The 18,146-nt window shown below is 75.8% G+C and carries 19 protein-coding genes and 1 pseudogene; 4 read left to right on the top strand and 16 right to left on the bottom strand.

Annotated elements, in window-relative coordinates:
* Positions 1 to 90 precede the first annotated feature (90 nt).
* The 7 genes from ACZ5GH_RS36070 to ACZ5GH_RS36040 form a co-directional block, all read right to left on the bottom strand.
* Entirely contained in the window at positions 91 to 909 is an 819-nt protein-coding gene (locus ACZ5GH_RS36070) for an APH(3'') family aminoglycoside O-phosphotransferase (RefSeq protein ID WP_464336469.1), read from the bottom strand.
* Between the two features lie 399 nt (positions 910 to 1,308).
* On the bottom strand, positions 1,309 to 2,310 hold the full coding sequence (locus ACZ5GH_RS36065; RefSeq protein ID WP_464336468.1) for an aldo/keto reductase: 1,002 nt from the start codon (positions 2,308 to 2,310) through the stop codon (positions 1,309 to 1,311).
* A 54-nt stretch (positions 2,311 to 2,364) separates the two neighbouring features.
* On the bottom strand, positions 2,365 to 3,249 hold the full coding sequence (locus ACZ5GH_RS36060; protein ID WP_464336467.1) for a S1 family peptidase: 885 nt from the start codon (positions 3,247 to 3,249) through the stop codon (positions 2,365 to 2,367).
* A 121-nt stretch (positions 3,250 to 3,370) separates the two neighbouring features.
* The gene (locus ACZ5GH_RS36055) at positions 3,371 to 3,940 is read right to left on the bottom strand and encodes a hypothetical protein (protein ID WP_464336466.1); all 570 of its coding nucleotides are present in this window, start codon (positions 3,938 to 3,940) and stop codon (positions 3,371 to 3,373) included.
* A 166-nt stretch (positions 3,941 to 4,106) separates the two neighbouring features.
* Complete coding sequence (locus tag ACZ5GH_RS36050) at positions 4,107 to 4,517, bottom strand: sigma factor-like helix-turn-helix DNA-binding protein (RefSeq protein ID WP_387754168.1); 411 nt, start codon at positions 4,515 to 4,517, stop codon at positions 4,107 to 4,109.
* Between the two features lie 114 nt (positions 4,518 to 4,631).
* Positions 4,632 to 5,417 carry a helix-turn-helix domain-containing protein gene (locus tag ACZ5GH_RS36045; RefSeq protein WP_387754166.1) on the bottom strand — a complete coding sequence of 262 codons (786 nt, stop codon included), beginning with the start codon at positions 5,415 to 5,417 and terminating at the stop codon, positions 4,632 to 4,634.
* Between the two features lie 18 nt (positions 5,418 to 5,435).
* Positions 5,436 to 5,732 (bottom strand): hypothetical protein, encoded by a 297-nt coding sequence (locus ACZ5GH_RS36040; protein WP_387754163.1) that lies wholly within the window; start codon positions 5,730 to 5,732, stop codon positions 5,436 to 5,438.
* A gap of 1,120 nt (positions 5,733 to 6,852) precedes the next feature.
* Here ACZ5GH_RS36040 and ACZ5GH_RS36035 point away from each other — a divergent pair.
* Positions 6,853 to 7,104 (top strand): annotated as a pseudogene (locus ACZ5GH_RS36035) (GNAT family N-acetyltransferase); the annotation flags it as partial.
* A 105-nt stretch (positions 7,105 to 7,209) separates the two neighbouring features.
* Here the strand turns inward: ACZ5GH_RS36035 and ACZ5GH_RS36030 are convergent.
* From ACZ5GH_RS36030 to ACZ5GH_RS36015, 4 genes are all read right to left on the bottom strand, one after another.
* Positions 7,210 to 8,169 carry an SDR family NAD(P)-dependent oxidoreductase gene (locus ACZ5GH_RS36030; RefSeq protein ID WP_464336465.1) on the bottom strand — a complete coding sequence of 320 codons (960 nt, stop codon included), beginning with the start codon at positions 8,167 to 8,169 and terminating at the stop codon, positions 7,210 to 7,212.
* Positions 8,170 to 8,522: 353 nt separating this feature from the next.
* Positions 8,523 to 8,747 (bottom strand): holin, encoded by a 225-nt coding sequence (locus ACZ5GH_RS36025; protein WP_387754158.1) that lies wholly within the window; start codon positions 8,745 to 8,747, stop codon positions 8,523 to 8,525.
* A 532-nt stretch (positions 8,748 to 9,279) separates the two neighbouring features.
* The gene (locus tag ACZ5GH_RS36020; RefSeq protein ID WP_387754156.1) at positions 9,280 to 10,242 is read right to left on the bottom strand and encodes a phosphatidylinositol-specific phospholipase C; all 963 of its coding nucleotides are present in this window, start codon (positions 10,240 to 10,242) and stop codon (positions 9,280 to 9,282) included.
* 113 nt (positions 10,243 to 10,355) lie between these two features.
* On the bottom strand, positions 10,356 to 10,919 hold the full coding sequence (locus ACZ5GH_RS36015) for an EF-hand domain-containing protein (protein ID WP_387754154.1): 564 nt from the start codon (positions 10,917 to 10,919) through the stop codon (positions 10,356 to 10,358).
* A 216-nt stretch (positions 10,920 to 11,135) separates the two neighbouring features.
* Between ACZ5GH_RS36015 and ACZ5GH_RS36010 the strand changes: the two genes are divergently transcribed.
* Positions 11,136 to 11,900, top strand: a complete 765-nt coding sequence (locus ACZ5GH_RS36010) for a hypothetical protein (RefSeq protein WP_464336464.1) — start codon at positions 11,136 to 11,138, stop codon at positions 11,898 to 11,900.
* Positions 11,901 to 12,051: 151 nt separating this feature from the next.
* Here the strand turns inward: ACZ5GH_RS36010 and ACZ5GH_RS36005 are convergent, their stop codons facing one another.
* The 3 genes from ACZ5GH_RS36005 to ACZ5GH_RS35995 all read right to left on the bottom strand — a co-directional run bounded on the left by ACZ5GH_RS36005 (position 12,052) and on the right by ACZ5GH_RS35995 (position 13,416).
* Entirely contained in the window at positions 12,052 to 12,129 is a 78-nt protein-coding gene (locus tag ACZ5GH_RS36005; RefSeq protein WP_464336931.1) for a hypothetical protein, read from the bottom strand.
* Between the two features lie 138 nt (positions 12,130 to 12,267).
* Entirely contained in the window at positions 12,268 to 12,786 is a 519-nt protein-coding gene (locus ACZ5GH_RS36000) for a cupin domain-containing protein (RefSeq protein WP_464336463.1), read from the bottom strand.
* Positions 12,787 to 12,954: 168 nt separating this feature from the next.
* The gene (locus tag ACZ5GH_RS35995; protein ID WP_387754147.1) at positions 12,955 to 13,416 is read right to left on the bottom strand and encodes a MarR family winged helix-turn-helix transcriptional regulator; all 462 of its coding nucleotides are present in this window, start codon (positions 13,414 to 13,416) and stop codon (positions 12,955 to 12,957) included.
* A 126-nt stretch (positions 13,417 to 13,542) separates the two neighbouring features.
* Here ACZ5GH_RS35995 and ACZ5GH_RS35990 point away from each other — a divergent pair, with 126 nt between their 5' ends.
* The gene (locus ACZ5GH_RS35990) at positions 13,543 to 15,072 is read left to right on the top strand and encodes an alpha/beta hydrolase (RefSeq protein WP_387754144.1); all 1,530 of its coding nucleotides are present in this window, start codon (positions 13,543 to 13,545) and stop codon (positions 15,070 to 15,072) included.
* A gap of 43 nt (positions 15,073 to 15,115) precedes the next feature.
* On the opposite strand, the gene ACZ5GH_RS35985 is transcribed toward ACZ5GH_RS35990, so the two are convergent.
* A complete protein-coding gene (locus tag ACZ5GH_RS35985; RefSeq protein ID WP_464336462.1) occupies positions 15,116 to 16,117 on the bottom strand; it encodes an alpha/beta fold hydrolase in 1,002 nt (333 codons plus the stop codon).
* A gap of 209 nt (positions 16,118 to 16,326) precedes the next feature.
* A complete protein-coding gene (locus ACZ5GH_RS35980; protein ID WP_387754139.1) occupies positions 16,327 to 17,226 on the bottom strand; it encodes a LysR family transcriptional regulator in 900 nt (299 codons plus the stop codon).
* Between the two features lie 65 nt (positions 17,227 to 17,291).
* On the opposite strand from ACZ5GH_RS35980, the gene ACZ5GH_RS35975 reads away from it, so the two are divergent.
* A complete protein-coding gene (locus tag ACZ5GH_RS35975; protein ID WP_387754136.1) occupies positions 17,292 to 18,104 on the top strand; it encodes an NAD(P)-dependent oxidoreductase in 813 nt (270 codons plus the stop codon).
* Positions 18,105 to 18,146 lie beyond the last annotated feature (42 nt).

The following is an 18,146-nucleotide window of genomic DNA, read 5'->3' as shown; positions in this document are numbered from 1 at the left end:
GGGCGCCCCGCCAGGAGGGGGCGAGCAGCCATGGCCACCCGCCGCACCGGTAACGAGTCGGTCCGCGATCGGTGGGGCCGGGCCGAGGGGTCAGCCCCAGGTGAGCGGGTCGAGGTGAAGGTAGAAGCGCAGGCGGTCGTGGTCCAGGGCGATGCCGTATCTCTCGGCGAACGCCGCGTCTGCGGCCTGTGCCTGCTCCTCGTCGGCCCATGTCTCCCGCGCGTTGGTCAGGAGGAGTGCGAGGTCGGCGTAGCGGTCGGCCTGTCCGAGGCGGCCCAGGTCGATGAAGCCGGATACGTCCAGGGTGTGGGGATCGAGCACGATGTTGGGCAGGCACAGGTCCCCGTGGCAGACGACTGCGTCGTGGGCCTCCTGGGCCCGTCGCCGGGGAGCCTGCTGGGTCAGGCGGGCCAGCAGGTCGGTGGGTGGGGTGTGCTGCTGCTCGACGGGGAGGAACTGCGGGTTCACGGCGTCACGGGCGACGACGTCGCGTGCCAGGGCGATCATGGTGTCCAGGCCCCGGCGGAACGGGCACTGTGACACGGGTACCTCGTGCAGCCGACGGACCGCGTCCGCGACGCGGCCCCAGGAGCCCCGCAGATCCTCGGCCGGCACCTGATCAGCGGGAATGCCCGGGACGGCACTGGTCACCAGGCAGGATCCCGCGCCGGTGTCGTACCAGTCGAGGACGGCCGGCCCCGGTACTCCCTGGGCGCTCAGCCATACGATCCGGTCGCGCTCTGCCGCCAGGTCCGCCGCATCCGCCGCGGGGACGCACTTGGCATACCGGCCGGCGTCCGCGCTGCGGAAGACGAAGGCCCCCGACTCGCCGGCGGTGACGGGTAGCCAGTCGCCGCCGATGCCGAGCAGGGCCGGTGACAAGCCCCGGGGTCCGGAGTGATCGTCCATGGCGGTCACCCTACCGAGCCCGGCTCTCCCCGCCGGGTGGCGGGCCTCACGGACGGCCGTGACGCGGCAAGGGCCGCCGCGGGTTCTTCGCGTGTGACCAGGAAGTGGGCCCGCGCGGCCTCGGCCCGTCCTGCCTTCTGTGGCATCTCGCGTACGCAACTCGGCGATTTGATCGAGGAGTTGGCTGGTCCATGGCTTGCCCGCCGCGAGTCGCAGCTGCGTGAGCGCCCTGGTGCCGAGCGGCAGAGGAGCGCGAGGGGCGGCCGCGCGGCCGCGAGGGTTGGAGGGCGAGCCGGCCGAGGGCGGCGAGCCCCGGAGAGGACGGCGCCGTACGCCTCGGGCGGTTTCACCGTCGCGGGCGAAGCCGGAGGGCGGGCCGGCCGAGGGCGGCCCGCGCCGTCAGGACCAGGGCAGGGCCGCGCGTGTGCGCCAGTACGCGTCGGCCGGCTCGGCCATGGTGGTGAGGGCGGCGAGGTCTTCGGGGGTGGGGTGGAGGGCGGTGGCGGCGAGGTTGGAGGTGAGCTGGTCGAGGGTGGCGGCGCCGGAGAGGACGACGTCGGCCCAGGGCTGGGCGGCGGCCGCGGCGAGGGCGAGGGCGTCGGGGGTGGTGCCGGTGCGGTCGGCGAGGGTGCGCAGCGGGGCGGTGTCGGGGCCGGTGGCGTTGCGGCCGGCGAGGCGGCCGTTGGCCATGGCCTCCTTGACGACGACCAGCCGGCCGGCCGCGTGGGCTTCGGCGAGGGCGGGGGCGGCGGAGGTCTCCAGCGGGTTCCAGGTGGACTGGACGGCGGTGAACAGCGGGCGTCCGGCGGTGGTGACGGTGAGGGCCCGGCGGATGGTGTCGGCTTGGGCGGGGCCGCTGGTGGACAGGCCGACGCGTACGCCGTCGGCGGCGAGGGCGGCGAGGCGGTGGTGGAGGGCGGGGTCGGTGAGGGCGGGGCTGTCGGGGGTGACGGAGTGGACCAGGTAGACGTCCAGGTGGTCGCCGAGCAGGGTGCGGGTCTCGTGGATCTGGCGGTCGTAGACGGCGGTGGAGTGTTCCTTGACCTCGTGGGCGGTGACCGCGCTGGTCCGCCAGTCGGCGGTGTAGGTGTAGCCCCACTTGCTGGCGACCGTCACCTCGGCCGCGGCCCGGGGGTGTTCGGCGAGCCACTGGCCGAGGAACTCCTCGGCGCGGCCGTAGGAGCGGGCGGTGTCGAGGTAGCGCACGCCGGCGGCGTACGCGGCGTCGAGCAGGGTGTGGGTGCGCTCGCGCAGGGCGTCGACGGTGCGGTCGGCGGGCAGGTCCGCGTCGCGCCCGAGGTTGATGTAGCCGGGCCGGCCGACGGCCGCGGTGCCCAGGCCGAGGCGCGCGGGGTGCGGGTGCGCGGCGGGGGCGGGGGTTGCGGTGGGGTCGGTCGGCATGGCGTGGTCTCCTCGGGCGCGATGGTTCTCACCTGGGATTTTAGCCTCGCCGGGTCAGCCGGTGGCGAGGGTGGCGCGGATCCAGGGGGCGTAGGCGGGCACGTCGGTGTACAGGCCGGGGCCGCCCGCGCAGGGCACGCCGGGGGCGCCGGGGCCGGAGGTGGTGCCGACCAGTTCCCAGCGGCCGCCGCGGCCGCGCTGGATCTGGGGGCCGCCGGAGTCGCCCATGCAGGCCATGGCGTCGGGGATCTGGCTGAGGGTGCACAGGCGGGTGGGGTCGGCCCAGCCGGGGGCGCAGTCGCTCGTGGCGCCGATGCGGGAGGGCAGTTCCTGGAGGCGGTCGGGGAAGACCATGTCCGGGAAGTTGGGGGTGTCGACGATGGTGCCGAAGCCGAGCAGCCTGGTGGGGGTGCCGGGGGTGGCGCGGTGTTCGGCGATGCGCACGGGCTTCTGGGGGGCGGGGCGGTCGAGGCGGACCAGGGCGAGGTCGTTCTGGTTGGGGCGGGTGGCGCCGTCGCCGAACTCGAAGCCGGGGTGGACGACGACGCGGTCGACCTTGCGGACGGTGCCGCCGCTGTCGCGGTGGGCGCTGCCGATGCGCACGGTGCCCTTGAGGGTCAGCTTGGTGTCCTCGTCGCCGACGACGCAGTGGGCGGCGGTGAGCACCCACTGGCGGTCGATCAGGGTGGCGCCGCAGGCGCCGTCGGCGAGTTGCGCGGCGCTGAGCGGGAGGGTGGCCATGAAGGGGTAGCGCTCGGTGGAGTCGCGGCCGTTGATGATCGCCGAGGCGCTTCCGGCCATGACGGTGGCGCCGAGCGCGGCGGCCAGGGCGGTGACGGCGACGGCCTTGGCGGCGCGGCGGCCGGTGGTGCGGGTGGTGTCGGCGGTGCGGGTGGCCCGGGTGGTGCGGGTGGTGCGAGCGGTCTTACGGAGGTGCACGGGTGACGGCCTCTCGGTTCGGCTGGTGCTGATGCGACCAGCCAACCCGGTGCCGGCCCGCCGCGACACCCGGCCAGCTGGCCGCTGCGACCTGGGGTTATCCCCCGGCCCCGCCGACCGGCTACCGGGTGGCCCGCCCGGGCTGCCCCGGCGACGACGACGGAAGCGGCGAGGAGACCGGCGCCGACAGCGGCCGCGCCGCGGGGGCGGTGCCGCGCCCGGGCGCTCGCCCCGGTTCACGCCCGGGTTCGCGCCCGGGTGCGGGCTCGGGCCAGCCCGAGGAGGAGGTGCGGACGGCCTGGACGGGCGCGCCGACCGGCTCCTCGGTCAGCCGCACGGCGCGCACCGGCGCCGCGGCCGGGGTGACGGCCTGGTCCAGGCGCAGCACGAAGTTGACGTAGTCGAGCGGTTTGCCCGGCCAGTGGCAGTCGTTGCTGGTGAGCAACTGGCTTCGCAGGCCGTCGTGTTCGGTGACCGGTCCGGGGGTGGTGCGCAGGTTGGGCTGCCAGCTGCGGCCCCACAGGAGGTGTTCCAGGGACAGTGTCCAGCTCTCCTCGTCCACCTCGATCGTGGCGCCGACCCGTCCGGGCAGCACCCGCAGCCCGTACGCGCCGCGCACGACCGCCCGCTGGTCGAAGTCGGCGCTCTTGCCGACGACGGTGATCCGCCATGCCCCGTGGAACCTGAGCACGTCTGCCTCCTGACGCCCCGGCGCCCGCTCCGGCAGGGGCGCCCCGTCCACGTCTACGGCCCCGACCGGTCTGCGGGCTCAACCCGGTTCGGCACGGCCCGGCGCGGCACGGCCCGGCGCGGCCCGGCCCGGCTCACCCCCGCGTCCGGCGGCGGCCGGGCCCGGTTCAGCGGTGGGCGGCGGCCAGGGAGCGGAGCTGGACGTGGACGGCGGCGGGTTCGGTGCCGGTGAGGGCGGCGACCTCGGTGGCGGACAGGTCGAGGACCAGGTGCAGCAGCAGGACGTCCTGCTGGGTGGCGGTGAGGTGGGCGACCGGGTCGAGCGGCCCGGGGCCGGCCAGGGTGCAGACGCGGCGGCGCACCGCCTGCCAGGCGCAGGCGGCCGGGCTGGCGGTGGACAGGGCCTCGAGCCAGTGGCCGCCGAGTTCCTCGAAGGCGGCGCGCACGGCCAGCGGCGCGTCGGCGGGCGGCAGGAGCAGGGCGGCGTAGTCCAGGTAGTGGCGCAGGTGGAGGTCGTGCAGCGCCCACAGGCCCAGGGCGGGTGCGGGGGCGGCCGAACGGCGTGGTGGTGTCGGCATGGTGGTGTCCCGTGGTGTCCCGAGGTGGCGCGGGTGGGTGCTGCGGGTGGGTGCTGCGGGTGGGTGCCGGTCCGCGGCCGGGGCGCGGGTGGCGCGCCCCGGCCGCGGACCGGGTCACACGAGCACCGGCGGGTTGTCGTCGGTGCCTTCGCGGCCCGCCGTGGCGGGGTGGCCGGGGCCCTCGTCCCGTTCGGCGGCCAGGCTGCTGCGCAGGGTCATCCAGAGCCGGAACAGGATGTCCGTCGAGGTGCCGGCGCTGGAGGACTGCATGGCCCGGGCGAACTCGCTCTGGTAGGTGCGCGAGTTGACCGGGGGCGGGGTGCGGGCGTTGTGCGTCCGGTCCCAGGCCGCCGCCCACAGGGCGCGGCGGGCCTCCCTGACCCCGCAGACCTCCATGTAGGCGAGGAAGACGGGTTTGCGCAGCGGGGCCTCGCCCTTGAGGACCAGGGCCAGCGTGCTGGAGGGCAGGCGTCCGCCCCGGTCGCGGGCGCGGCGGTCCAGTTCCCGCAGGGAGGGCCAGTCGGCCTTGCGGCGCATCTCGTGCATCGCCCGGCGCAGGTCGGCGAAGGAGTCGACCTGCTGGGGGTCGACCCGCCGGGGTGCGCGCAGCCGCCGGCTGCCCGAGGGGCGGGGCACGTGGGCCCAGTAGTTGGCCTGGGCCCATTTGCGCCGGGCGGTCTTGAGGTCGCCGCCGCATTCGCGGGTGACGGCCTCGACGACCTTCCAGCTCGGTACGGACCGTCCGCCGGCGGCCCGTTGCAGGGTGGTGGGGTGGTAGTTGGTCCGAGCGGCGAGCTGACGGTACGTCAGTCCGGCCTGCTCGCGCTGCTCGCGCAGCCAGGCGGCCAGCCGGCCCAGCGCCGGCTCGGTCGCCTCGATCGGATTCTCGCGGCGTCCCATCGCAGGCAGGCGTTCTTCCTAGGCCCGCTCCCGTCGGAGCCTTGCGGCCAACAGGCAGGCTCCGGTGGCCAGTTCGAGCGCGGCTCCGGCCGACATGCCCGCCGTCACCAGGGCGGCGGCCAGCGTGACGGTCAGGACGACCACGACGACGACCACGGCCGTCCCACCGGCCGCGAGCGGCCGGGACGGGCTCGGGCCCGGGCCCGGGTACGGGCGGGGGTGCGGGTGCGGGTGGCGCAGCGGTACCGGGTCCGCTGTCGCGCGGTGGGCGGTGCGGGTTCGGGTGCGGATGCGCTTGTTGCGGTTCCTCGTCATCGAGGAGGCCTCCATATCACTGTCCACTCCAACTGGCGGGCACTTGCGCGGTTGGCGTCGCACGGGGTGCCCGGTGGCCTCACACTCTGTCAGGCGTACGGGTGAATCCCAATCGGTTCGGTGAACATCGCGCGGATTGATGCGCCACCGTCCCGGTCCCTGGCCGCAATCTCGTGAACGCCCTATCAGAAAGGCGCAGTTCAACGAAGTGAAACCGGATTTTGGTGCGCCTTTGCGCAGCATGCCCTTGTCCGCCGTCCTGGCCTGATGTGACGATTTGCAGCGGCGTCACCCGGACCCGCGGGTCCGGACCCGGGGGCGCTGTTCACTCCAACAACTCGGGAACATCGGCAGCGGGCCGTGTTGGCGCATGGGCCCGTCCGAACAGCAGAGACCGCCCGGCCCTGGTGGCCCGAGCGGTCTCTCTGCGTTCGCGCACCGCGCAGGAGGTCGGTGAGGCGCCGTGCTCTTCCGTCCCGCCGTCGGGTCCGAACCCGACGGCCTGCTGCCCCTGCTCGTCGCCGAACCGGCCTGCGGCCTCACGGCCGCCGCGTACCGGGCCGGGCCGGCCGGCGGCGAGTACCGGCCGGCCTGGACGTGGGTGGCCGAGGCCGCGCCCGGCGCCGCGCCGCTCGCGCTCGCCGTCTGGTGGGGCGCCCCGGGCGACGCCCGGCCCGGCGCCCTGGACGCCGTGTTCGTCGACGGCTCGGTGCGGTCGGCCGCCGACCGCACCGCCCTGGCCGCCGGGCTGCTCACGGCCGCGCACGCGGCGTTCGCCGGGGCCGGGGCGGGCGCCGCGCCCGAGTACCACCTCTTCCTCCCGGGCGACTGGCACGAGCGGCCCGACGTCGTCTCGGGCGTGGCCTGGCGCCGGGAGGCGGCCCGGCGCGCCGGCCTGCCGGTGGTCGTGGAGCGGCTGCGCTACGAGTGGACGCCGGGCACCGGCCTCCCGGAGCCGTCGGGGCGCCTGCTGTTGCGCGCCGAGCCCGACGACGAGGTCTTCGTCGAGCTGTTCCGCCGGGTGCTGGAGGGCACCCTGGACGCGGCCGGCCGCCGGGGGGCCGCGCGGATCGGCGCCCGGGCGCAGGCGCGCGCCGACGTCGCGTTCTACCGCGACACCATGTCCGGGGACCGGTCGTGGTGGCGCACCGCGCACGCGCCCGGCGGCGGGACGGTCGGCTTCGGCATCCCCTCGCGCAACCACGCCTCCCGCGTGGTCGGCTACCTCGGGGTGCTGCCCGGGTACCGGGGCCGCGGGTACGCGCGGGAGATCCTCGCCGGGACCACCCGCATCCTGGCCGCCGAGGGCGGCCCGGCGCCGGTGCGCGCCGACACCGACCTGGCGAACGTCCCGATGGCCGCGGCCTTCGAGCGCCTCGGCTACCGCCGCACCGCCCGCCGCCTGGTGCTGTCGGCGCGGCGGGGCCCGGGCGGGCGGCGGGGACCGGCGGCTCGACGGGCTCCGCGGATCGTCGGTTCAGCGGGTGAACGACGGTTCGTGGCCGGTCAGTTCGCAGCCGGCCGTCCACAGCCGGGCCGCGGTCACGGTGTCGGTCAGGTGGGGCCACAGGGGTTCGAGCCGGGGCGTGCCGCGCAGTCCGAACACCCGGGGGCTCCACATCTGGCCGCCGCGCACGTGCGGGTCGAGAACGGCCCGGACGGCGGGCCAGGCGGCGGCGTCCTTGCCCTGGACGACGAGTCCCAGCGGCAGGTTGCGCAGCCGCTCGCCGGTGGTGCGGACGTGGACGGGCGGGCGCGACGGGGTGAGGGGGTCGAGCGCGCCGCCGGGGTGGACGAGGACGCTCAGGGTCGTGCCGGCGGCGGCGCGCAGGCGCCGGTCGAGTTCGACGGCGAAGAGCATCTGGGCGAGCTTGGAGCGCGCGTAGGTGCGCTTGGGCCGGTAGTCGCGCGTGCTCTGGAGGTCGTCGAGGTCCAGGCGTTCGGACTTGGCGGCGAAGCTGCCCGTGGTGACGATCCGGCTGCCCGGGGTCGCCAGGAGCAGCGGCGCGAGGAGGTGGGTGAGCGTGAAGTGGCCCAGGTGGTTGGTGGCGAACATCAGCTCGTGGCCGTCGCGGGTCTCGCGGCGCGGCGGGTGGTCGAGCGCCACGCCGGCGTTGTGGACGACCGCGTCGAGGCGGTCCAGGGCGAGGGCGTCCACGCCGGCCCGGAGCGAGTCGGGGTCGGCCAGGTCCAGGGGCAGGTGCCGGACCCGGGCGCCGGGGACGCGCGAGGCGATGGAGGCGATCGCGGCTTCGGCCTTCGCCCGGTCGCGGCTGCCGAGGACGACCGTGGCGCCGGTGCCGGCGAGCTGCTCGGCGACGAAGTACCCGATGCCCGCGTTGCCGCCGGTGACCAGGAAGTTCCTCCCCTCGGCGCGGGGCGGCCGGTGGACGTCCCACCGCGTGGCGGCCTGGGGTGCGGGGGGTGTGGTGGGCATGGCGGTTCCCGGAGTTCGGAGCGGTCTGGTGGCGGGCGCGACCGCGCGGCACGGCCGGTTGCGCCCGGTCCCCACCGTCCCGGGGGCCGCTCACACCTCACCGTCATCCCGCCGTCCCCGCTGACAGCCGGCCGACACCGCGTCCCCGCCGGGCGCCGCCCGGCCCGGCCGCCGGGAGGCGCGCGGGAAGTCGGCCGGGCCGGCTTCCCGCGCACGGCGGCCGGGCCTCGGCGGCGAGCGCTCGGCGTCCACGCGGTCCGTACGCCCCGTCCCGTGGCCGTGGCCCGGGGCCGTGCCGTGGTGAGGGCGGCACGGGCCGCGCCGTCACGGCTCCCGGTGGCGGGTGGGGCCGGTCACTCGCGGCCGCGGGACAGCAGGGCGGCCGAGTGCGGGTCGCCGACGCGGGTGGCCACCGCGCCCTTGACCACGGTCAGCGCGGCGGGCAGTGCCGCCAGCGCCGCCGCCTTGAGCGCGCTGATCGACGTCAGGTCGAAGCCGTCGGCCAGCAGGAGGCCGAGGAACGCCGTGGCGTACGTGGCGACGGTGCGCTCGACCAAGTCGATGATGAGCTTGCGCATGATCAGGACTCCTTCGTGGTGGAGGCGGTGAGGGGCACGGTCACGGGGCGGCAACGGGTGGGGGCGGGTCCGTCGGGTGGAGGGGGCCGCCACTGCGCTGGACGGCCGGGGCGGGCCCCCGGACGGCGGAGGGGTCGACGGAAGGCCGGCGGACGGCCGGTGGAAGGGGCGACGGAAGGCCGGCGGACGGGCCGGCGGGTGACGGGCGGGATCGGTGCGCGACGGTCGCGCGGGACGGTGCGGTCGGCGGTCGGCGGTCGGAGGGCATGCGGCAGGCGCCGTCGGGGAGTTGCCGCCCTGATGTACACGTTCGGGCCGTCGGATCCGACGACGGCCCCGGCGGCTATCCGAGGAAATCCGGTCCGCACCGGCGCCGCGCCCGCCGACAACGCCGCGGAGCGCCGGTCGGCTGACCGGCGCTCCGCGCCCGGGCGGTTCGGGCTCGACCACGGGGGCCCGAACCGCCGCCGTCCGCCGCCGGCCCCGGGCTCCTACCGGGCCCGGGCCGGGGCGGCTTGCGACTCGGGTCCGCTCAGAGCCCGAAGTTCCAGTCGACGATCATCTGCAGCAGGTCCTTGCGCTCGTCCACGAAGTCCATCGCGATCACGCCGTAGTGCGCGCGCTGGGAGATGCGCGGCGTCAGGTAGTCCTGGATGGAGGGGTTGACGACCTTGGCGATCCTGTACGGGGTCTCCGGGAAGCTGCTGGAGCTGGCGAAGTGGATGTACAGCTTGCCGTCGTTCTGGCCGTAGAAGGCGGTGTCCAGTCCTTCCCTGACCCGCTGGACCTTGCGGCTGGAGCCGTCGCTCCAGGCGTCCTGCAGCCAGATCCGGGAGCCGTCCCCCCACTGCAGGGGGTCGTAGCGCCCGTCGCCCCAGGTGAAGTCCGACATGATGGGGATGATCTTGCCGCGCACCTGGCCCAGGGTGGGCAGGCCGTCGGGCAGCGAGCCGGCCCTGGGCAGCCAGAACCACGGCCGGTAGCCGCCCTTGCCGTCCCTGCCGTCCATGTAGTAGTTGAAGATCTCGCTGAAGCGGTAGTCCTGGCCCTCGGTGTACTCCTTCTTGATCCGCATGATGATCGTCTCGCGGGGGTTCGCCTTCAGGAAGTCGATGCACAGGTTCACCACGTCACCGAAGTTGATCTTCTGGTAGATCTTGTCGTGGTGGATGGTGAAGACGTCGCCCATCACCCGGCACCGGATGTCGACGAAGCGCACCCCCGCCTGGAGCTGCTGGGGGATGCGCCACTCCTGGCACTGGGCGAAGCCGAAGGCGCCGCCGTCGTAGATCGCGCACGTCTCGTGGGTGCCGGGGATCGTCAGCTGCGACAGCTTCACGTTGTCGCCCAGCAGCGACATCCACCGGTCGGTGGGGCGGTGGACCAGGCGGTCGGGGGCGGCGGAGGCCGGCGCGAGCGAGCCGGCGACGCCCAGCGCACCGGTGGTGGCCGCGAGCGCCGCGCCCCTGAGCAGGGTCCTACGGTTGATCGGCATGCAAGAAACCTCCGCGACCGGGGCCCTGGTGGTGATCGGGCGTGACCTTCCCTTTCCGACTCCAACGGGCGTGCGCCCAGGGCGGGTTCACGCCCACCGACCGGCCCGGCACCCTACTGCGGCTGGAGGGGGTGGCGGCCCGTCCACCAGTTCCCGGGGGCCTGCGGGTCGCGGCTGGTCCAGTACTCGAGGACCGCGCCGACGAACTCCTCGCGGGACAGGGTGCCGTCGCCGTCGCGGTCCAGGTGCCCGAACGCGACGTCCACCCGGTCGCGGTCGAGGCGGGGGAAGTGGGCCCGGTGGAAGGCGCGGAACTCCTCGGCATCGACGGTGCCGTCCCCGTCGGCGTCGGCGACGGAGAGGAAGACCTCGGCGAGGCGGCCGATGGTCGCGGCGGCGGCCCGCGGGTCGTCGGCCAGGGTCAGGGTGGAGGCGATGAAGTCGTCGCGGGTGATCTCCTGCGCGCTGCCGGCGTGGGGCAGGTGGAGGTCGCGCCAGATGCCGACGTAGGCGGCGATCATGCTGCGCTCGGCGTCGGAGCCCCGCGCGTGCCCGAGGACTTCGGCGCAGGCCCGGCCCATCAGGACGTGGTCGTACTCGGTGAGGAGGCCGTCGCCGTCGGCGTCCAGGTGGTCGAAGCCGAGGGCGATCTTCGTGGTCAGCAGGTCGTCGCTCAAGGGGAACCCTCTTCGGTGACGGGTCGTCAGGTGGTCGGGAACAGCATCGCGCAGCCGCCCGCACACGGCAGGCGCGCCGCGCGGAGACCGCCGAAACACCCGGCAACCGTGCGGGTACGCAGGGAAGTTGAGTACCGGAGCGGATTGCGGGGCCGGGTGCGGGCGGGCCAGGGTGTGGGTGCGGACAGCGCGTGCGACCCGAGAGGACACCTGCCGGTGAAGAAGCTGCTGAAGGACCTGGCGACGAGCCTCGTCGGCCTCGTCGTCCTCCTGGTGGGCCCGGTCGTCGACGGCGCGCAGTCGCTGCGGGCGCGGCACTGGCCCACCGAGCGGCGCAAGCTCAGGCTGATCGACTCACCGCGGGCGCGGGCGGCCCGGGCGGCGGAGCGCGAGCGGATCCGGGGGCTGGTCGCGGCGCTGGGAGCGGTGGAGGGGGTCGAGCACGTGCTGACCCAGGTCCTGGACCAGTCCACCCGCCCGACCTTCCACGGCTCGGACCACCCCCGGGACACCCTGCTGGTCTGCCGGATCCACGCCCGCGCCTACTTCGTCGTCCGCGAGGACGTCCTCGAGGTGCTGCCGCGGATCGCGGCGGCGGGCGTGGCCGAGTGGCAGGCCCACGGGCAGGGGCCGGACCCGCACGGCAGCCTCGACCAGGCGCTGCGCTGGTACCGCGACGGCGGCGTCGACGCGAACGGCCGGCGGATGGACTCCCCCTGCCTTTCCAGCCCCGGCGCGCGGCTGACCTGGGACCGGCCCGGCATCCCGCCCCGGGACCCGATCCCGGCGGGCCCGTACGCCAACCGGCTCTTCGTCCTGGAGCAGACCCCGCCGGACGCGGACGCGGCGCGGCTGCTGGCCGAGGCCCGCGCGGACGGGCGGAGCGTAGTGCTGGAACTGGCCTTCGGCGCGCGCTGGGCCGACTACAGCCAGTACCACAAGGTGGCGCGCGGCGGCTTCGCGGGGCGCGGGCGGCTGTGAGCCGGGAGCCCCCGGGCCGGTGGCGGCCCGGGTTGGCGGCGGCCCGGACGGCCGGAGCCCGGAGGGCAGAGGGCAGAGGGCTACTGCACGGCGCGCGCGCCCGGACGGCCCGTTGGGCCCGCCCGGGCGCCTTCACCCGTTCGGCCGCTGGTCAGCACTGGGGCCGGCGGCCGTGGTTGGCCCCGCGCCTGGCCCTGGCCTTCTTCTTGCGGCGGCGCTTCGACGACATGGCCACTCCTCTCGCAACCGGGACACCCCCGGGCTACCACCGTTCCACACCCCGGCGGCCCCGGCCCGTCGAGCGCCCCCGGCCCGTCGAACGCCCCCGGCCCGTCGAGCGGCCCCGGCCCGAGCGGCCCGGCGGCTGTCAGGCGGCGTCGCCCGCCAGGGCCGCGCGCCAGGCCGGGCTGTCCACGTAGTGGTTGTCGAAGCGCTCCGCCGAGGCGGCGATCGCGCCGGGGTCGCTCTCCCCGCGCATGACGCTGCCCAGCAGGCGCAGGTAGTCGAAGCGCTCCATGCCGGGGGTGAACACGCACAGCACGTCGGCCTCGGCGCCGGGGGCGGCGGCGAAGGCGTGCGGGGTGTGCGGGGGCACGGCCAGGAAGTCGCCCGCGCCGAGCACGGTGACCTCCTCGCCGACCAGCACCCGCAGCGAGCCGCCGATGACGAAGAACAGCTCCCACGCCCGGGTGTGGAAGTGCGCGGGCGCCCCGGCGGCGCCGGCGGCGAAGGTGGAGCGGTAGACGGTGAAACCGCCCTCGGCGGGGGCGGAGTCGGCCAGCAGCGTCATGGTGGCGCTCGGGTCGGCGCAGGTCTCGGCCTCGGCGCAGCGGGTCAGTACGGGGGCGGCGGTGGTGGCGGTGGCGGTGTTCTTCGTCGTCGTCATGTGACCAACCTATGGCCGCAAAGACCCATGATCAGGTGGCAATCGGCGACCGTTTCCATGGGTCAATTCCTCTCCGCGCGTCCCGGCCGCCGCCCCCGCCGGCACCGCGCCGGGCGGTGCCGGGCGGTGCCGGGGCGGGCGGCACCGCGCCGGGCGGTGCCGGGGCCGTCAGTCGGGCAGGTTGCCGTTGCCGCCCATGTTCGCCACCACGCGGCGCAGCACGTTGATCGCGGTCACGAACTCGTCGGTGTCCACGCCCTCGTGGGCGCGCTCGATGACCTTCCGGTTGCGGTCGTGGGCGCGCAGGCGGCCGGCCTCGCCCTCCTCGGTCAGGGTGAACGCCCCGTCGGCGTCCTCGGTCAGCCAGCCGCGGGCGATCAGGTCGTCGAAGACGGTGTCGAAGGCGGTGTCCTGGTGGTCGTAGGGGGCGAGCCGCTCGGCCAGGGTCGCGCGGGTCCATCCGCCGGGCCGGCCGGCGGCGTGGTTGAGCGTCCACCAGTGGGGCTGGGTGAGGCCTTCCACGGCCAGTTGCTCGCGCAGGCCGCCCACCACCAGGTGGTAGACCTGGCCGGTCCACGCCCCGATCGGCTGGGCGGCGATGACCTGGGGTTCGTACGTCGTGATCGTCATGTCCGGTGCTCCTTCGACTGGTCGTCAGGACGGGGTCGACGCTAGGACCTCAAGTCGGCTTGAGGTCAAGGGCGGTTCGGGGAGCCGGTCCGCCGTCGTGCTCAACTGCCTTCTAGGCTGGCCGACATGAAGACCGCTCCGGCGTTCGCCGCCGCCCTCGCCGTCTGCGCCGCCGCCGTGCTCACCGCGGCCGCCCCGGTCCCTTCCGCCGCCCCGGCCTCCGCGTCCGCGTCCGCGTCGGCCGCCGCGGACCCGTTGGAGCGCTTCCGCCGCCAGCCGCTCGCCTGGTCCGCCTGCCCGGACCCGCGGTTGGCGGCCGCCGGCACCGAGTGCGCGGCCCTGAGCGTGCCGCTGGACTACCGGGAGCCGCAGGGGCGCACCCTGTCGCTGGCGGTCTCCCGGATCAGGGCCGCCGACCAGGCCGGGCGCCGGGGCGTCCTGCAGACCAACCCCGGCGGGCCCGGCAACCGGGGGCTGGACATGCCGGCCGCGCTGCGCGAGCGGCTGTCGCCCGAGGCGGCGGCGGGGTACGACATCGTCGGCATGGACACCCGCGGGGTGGGTGCCAGCGGTGGTCTGGACTGCGGTCTGACGCGCGGCACGTGGCTGCGCTCGGCGGGCGCCTCCGCGGCCGGTTTCGCGCAGAGCCTGCGGCTGGCCGAGGCCGACGCCGACGCCTGCTGGAACAGGTACCCCGACCTGCTGCCCCACCTGACCACCCGCAACATCGCCCGGGACGTGGACGTGCTGCGCGCCGCGCTGGGCGAGCGGCGGACGTCCTTCTTCGGGCAGTCCTACGGCGCGTTGCTGGGCGCGGTGTACGCGCAGCTGTTCCCGCAGCGCGTCGACCGGCTGGTGCTGGACAGCGCGCTCGACCCGGCCCGGTACGGCGTGCGGACCATCCAGGACATGGCGGGGCCCAACGAGCGGGCCCTGGACGACTTCGCCGCCTGGGCGGCGGCTCGCGACGCCGCCTACCGTCTGGGCGCCACCCCGGCGGCGGTGCGGGCCACCGTGGAGGGCCTGGTGCGCCGGGCGCAGGCGGAGCCGATCGCCGTCGACGGGTTCCGGCTCGACGGCGCCCTGCTGCCGGTGCTGCTCGCGGTCTGCCAGAGCGACGACCGCGACAGCGCCCTGTACGCGGAGGTGCTGCGCCAGTTGCTGGACGCCGCCGACGGCCGGCCGGTGCAGGTGGGCCCGGTGCTGCACGAGCTGCTGACCGTCGTCCTCGACCCGGGCCCGGCCGGCGGCGCGGACCTCGCGGCCGCGCTCGGCATCCTGTGCGACGACGCGGCGATGCCGCGCCCGGCCTGGTGGTACCGCGAGGCCGTCGAACGCTCCCGCGCCGCCCAGCCGGTGTTCGGCCCGGTCTACAACGGGCCCCTCCCGTGCGCGTTCTGGCGCGGCGCCCCGCTGGAGCCGCCCGTCGAGGTCCGCACCGCGGTCCCCGCGCTGCAGATCCACGCCACCGGTGACACCCACGCCGTCTACCAGGGCGCGCTGGCGCTGCACGCCCGCCTGGCCGGCTCCCGGCTGGTCACCGTGCCGGGCCGGGTCCACACCGTCTACCTCAACGGCTACGACGCGTGCGCGGACCGGGCCGTCGACGCCTACCTGTCGACGGGGGCGCTGCCGGCCTCCGACACCACCTGCTGAGCGCGGGCTGCGTCCCTTTCGCCGGCTCCGTGTACTCCGTGTGCTACGCGGGCTGCGCCGGCCGGCGGGGCGGGGCGAGCGTCGCGAGCCAGGAGGTCAGCAGGCGGTTGACCTCCTGGGGGCGTTCCTGCTGGACCCAGTGGCCGCAGCCGTCCAGGAGGTGGGAGGAGACCAGGGCGGGGAGGGTGGCCGGGTGGGCGGCGATCGCGTCGGCCATCCAGGTGGTGGTGGCGTCCAGGGCGCCGCCGATGAACAGGGACGGCTGGGTGAGGGGGGCTCCGTTCAGGTCGGCGAGGTCCGCCCAGTCGCGGTCCATGTTCCGGTAGCGGTTGAGCGCCCCGGTCAGGCCGGTGCGCTCGAACTCCCCGGCGTAGTGGTCGAGGTCGGCTTCGGTGAGCCAGGAGGGCAGCCGGCCTGCGGGGAACCGTTCGCGCAGGGTCCCGCCGGGGCCGACGAAGTGCGGGTCGGGCCGGCCCGGGGGCGGCATGGTGTCGGCGGACAGGGCCGCGTAGAAGCCGGCGAGCCAGCCCCGGACGTCGGGCTCGATCTCGGCCTCGGCGCGGCCGGGCTCCTGGAAGTAGGAGACGTAGAACTCCTGGTCCCCGCCCATCCGGGCGAGGGCCTCGCTGGGGCGGGAGCCGCCGGGCGGGGTGTAGGGGACGCTGAGCAGGCCCACCGCGTGGAAGGCCTCGGGGTGGAGCAGGGCGCAGGCGGCCGCGATGTTCGCGCCCCAGTCGTGCCCGATGACCACCGCCGTCCGCTCGCCCAGGGCGTGCACCAGGGCGAGGTTGTCCTCCACCAGGGCGCGCATCCGGTACTCCTCGGGCGCGGACGGCTTGGCGGAGCGGCCGTAGCCGCGCACGTCGGGTGCGACCGCGCGGTATCCGGCCGCCGCGAGGGCGGGAAGCTGGTAACGCCAGGAGTACCAGGACTCGGGGAAGCCGTGGACGAGCAGGACCAGCGGCCCGGTGCCCTGTTCGACCAGGTGCAGGCGTCCGGCGGGGGCGTCGACGGTGCGGTGGCGCGGTCGGCTCGGCTCGGTCATGGAGACTCCTCGGGGTCCGGTGGCCGTGGGTGCGTCTTGATCATGCGGCGCGCCGGCCCGGGGATGCGAACGGCGTTGACGTTCTGGCAAACCCACAGGCCAGGGGCCGTGTTCAGGGCCCCTGGCCGGAGCAGGAGGAGGGGCCCGGCGTCCGGCGGTCGGCGTCCGGCGGTCGGCGTCCGGCGGCCGGTTGTGAGGGCCCGGCCCGGCTACCGGTTCCCCTCGCCCGCCGCCTCCTTCAGGAACGCCTCGAAGGCCTCCACCGCCGCGGGGACCCGCCGGCCGCGCAGGGTGACGGTGTGCACCCGCCGCACCGGGGTGTCGTCCGGGTGCAGCGGGACGAGGGCGACGCCGGGGCGGCTGACCCGGGCGGCCAGGGAGGGGATGAGGGTGGCGCCCAGGCCGGCGGCGACCAGGCCGAGTTTGGCGCTCCAGGCGGCGACGGCGTACTCGATGCGGGGCTGGAAGCCGCTGCGGACGCAGGCGGCGAGGAGGGTGGACTCGGCGTGGCGGCTGGCGGCGATCCACGGTTCGTCGGCGAGTTCGGCCAGGCGCAGGCGGCGGCGCCGGGCGAGGCGGTGTCCGCGCGGGAGGGCGACCAGCACCGGGTCCGCCATCAGCGGGCGGTAGTCGAACTGCTCGCCGTGGCCGTCGGGTTCGGTGTAGGAGGCGACCAGGGCGAGGTCGATCGCCCCGTCGGCCAGCAGGTCCAGCAGGTGCGCGGTCAGCCCCTCGGTGAGGCTGATCGCCACGCCCGGGTGGGCGGCGCGGAAGGCGGCGAGGGCGCCGGGGACGAGGGCGGCGTTGGCACTGTCGAAGGCGCCCACCCGCAGCCGCCCGGCAGTGAGTTCGGTGAGGGCGGTCAGTTCGCGCCGGGTGGTGTCGAGCCGTTCCAGCATCGCCTCGGCGTGCGGCAGCAGCGCCCGGCCGTGCTCGGTCAGCCGCACCCCGCGCGCCAGCCGGTCGAACAGTACGGTGCCCAACTCGCCTTCCAGGGTGGCGATCTGGCGGGAGATCGCGGACTGGGTGAAGCCCAGCCGCTCCCCGGCGGCGGTGAAGGAGCCCAGGTGCGCGACGGTGCGGAAGACGTCCAGCCAAGCCATGTCCATCCCGCATGGCTACCATGCGGGACATTCGTTTGTCGCCTGGCTCCTGGCTGCCTAGCGTGGTGGCCATGAAGAAGATCGCCTTCCTGGGACTGGGCCGGATGGGCCTGCCGATGGCCCGCCGACTCGCCGCCGCCGGACACCCGTTGACCGTCTGGAACCGCTCCCCCGGCCGCGCCGGCGACGTCCCCGGGGCCACCGCGGCCGCCACCGCGGCCGAGGCCGTACGCGGCGCGGACGTCGTCGTCACCATGCTGTCCGACCCGGCGGCCGTCACCGGCGTGGCCGCGCAGTTCACGGCGGCGCTCGCGCCGGGCACGCTGTGGATCGACATGTCCTCGATCGGCCCGCGGGCCACCGCCGCTCTGCGCGCCCGGCTCCCCGACGGCGTCGCCCTGGTGGACGCCCCGGTGGTCGGCAGCGTGGGCCCGGCGGCCACCGGCGACCTGGTGGTGTTCGCCGGCGGCGAGGACGCCGACCTGGACCGCGCGCAGCCCGTCCTGGAGCGGCTGGGCCGGGTGCGGCGCTGCGGCGGCCCGGGCTCGGGCGCGGCGCTGAAGGCGGTGGTGATCGGCGCGATCGTCGCCTGCGTCACCGCCTTCGGCGAAGCGGTCGCGGTGGCCGAGGAGTTGGGCGTGCCGCAGGACCAGGTGCGGGAGGTGCTGTCGGTCGGGCCGCTCGCGGGGGTGGCGGCCCGGGCCTACAGCACGCAGGCGGACTTCCCGGTGCGGCTGGCCGCCAAGGACCTCGCCCTGGCGGGCGGCGGCCCGGTGCTGGCGGCGGCCCGCGAGGTGCTGCTGGCGGACCCGTCGATCGCCGAGGAGGACCTGTCGGCGGTGGTCGGCTCGCTGCGCCGGGCGGCGCGGGCCGCGGCGGCCTGACCTCCCCGGGCACGCCGCCGCCCCGCCCCGGTGCGGCACCGG

Source organism: Kitasatospora sp. Xyl93 (genome assembly GCF_055383135.1).
The sequence above is the reverse complement of the archived record's forward strand: the minus strand, read 5'-3'. Positions and strand labels throughout refer to the sequence as shown.

What these genes read in the sequence shown, in the direction of transcription:
- ACZ5GH_RS36070 (WP_464336469.1), bottom strand. Translation starts at nt 909, where the DNA reads ATGGACGATCACTCCGGACCCCGGGGCTTGTCACCGGCCCTGCTCGGC.
- ACZ5GH_RS36065 (WP_464336468.1), bottom strand. Translation starts at nt 2,310, where the DNA reads ATGCCGACCGACCCCACCGCAACCCCCGCCCCCGCCGCGCACCCGCAC.
- ACZ5GH_RS36050 (WP_387754168.1), bottom strand. Translation starts at nt 4,517, where the DNA reads ATGCCGACACCACCACGCCGTTCGGCCGCCCCCGCACCCGCCCTGGGC.
- ACZ5GH_RS36045 (WP_387754166.1), bottom strand. Translation starts at nt 5,417, where the DNA reads ATGGGACGCCGCGAGAATCCGATCGAGGCGACCGAGCCGGCGCTGGGC.
- ACZ5GH_RS36040 (WP_387754163.1), bottom strand. Translation starts at nt 5,732, where the DNA reads ATGACGAGGAACCGCAACAAGCGCATCCGCACCCGAACCCGCACCGCC.
- ACZ5GH_RS36030 (WP_464336465.1), bottom strand. Translation starts at nt 8,169, where the DNA reads ATGCCCACCACACCCCCCGCACCCCAGGCCGCCACGCGGTGGGACGTC.
- ACZ5GH_RS36025 (WP_387754158.1), bottom strand. Translation starts at nt 8,747, where the DNA reads ATGCGCAAGCTCATCATCGACTTGGTCGAGCGCACCGTCGCCACGTAC.
- ACZ5GH_RS36020 (WP_387754156.1), bottom strand. Translation starts at nt 10,242, where the DNA reads ATGCCGATCAACCGTAGGACCCTGCTCAGGGGCGCGGCGCTCGCGGCC.
- ACZ5GH_RS36005 (WP_464336931.1), bottom strand. Translation starts at nt 12,129, where the DNA reads ATGTCGTCGAAGCGCCGCCGCAAGAAGAAGGCCAGGGCCAGGCGCGGG.
- ACZ5GH_RS36000 (WP_464336463.1), bottom strand. Translation starts at nt 12,786, where the DNA reads ATGACGACGACGAAGAACACCGCCACCGCCACCACCGCCGCCCCCGTA.
- ACZ5GH_RS35995 (WP_387754147.1), bottom strand. Translation starts at nt 13,416, where the DNA reads ATGACGATCACGACGTACGAACCCCAGGTCATCGCCGCCCAGCCGATC.
- ACZ5GH_RS35990 (WP_387754144.1), top strand. Translation starts at nt 13,543, where the DNA reads ATGAAGACCGCTCCGGCGTTCGCCGCCGCCCTCGCCGTCTGCGCCGCC.
- ACZ5GH_RS35985 (WP_464336462.1), bottom strand. Translation starts at nt 16,117, where the DNA reads ATGACCGAGCCGAGCCGACCGCGCCACCGCACCGTCGACGCCCCCGCC.
- ACZ5GH_RS35980 (WP_387754139.1), bottom strand. Translation starts at nt 17,226, where the DNA reads ATGGACATGGCTTGGCTGGACGTCTTCCGCACCGTCGCGCACCTGGGC.
- ACZ5GH_RS35975 (WP_387754136.1), top strand. Translation starts at nt 17,292, where the DNA reads ATGAAGAAGATCGCCTTCCTGGGACTGGGCCGGATGGGCCTGCCGATG.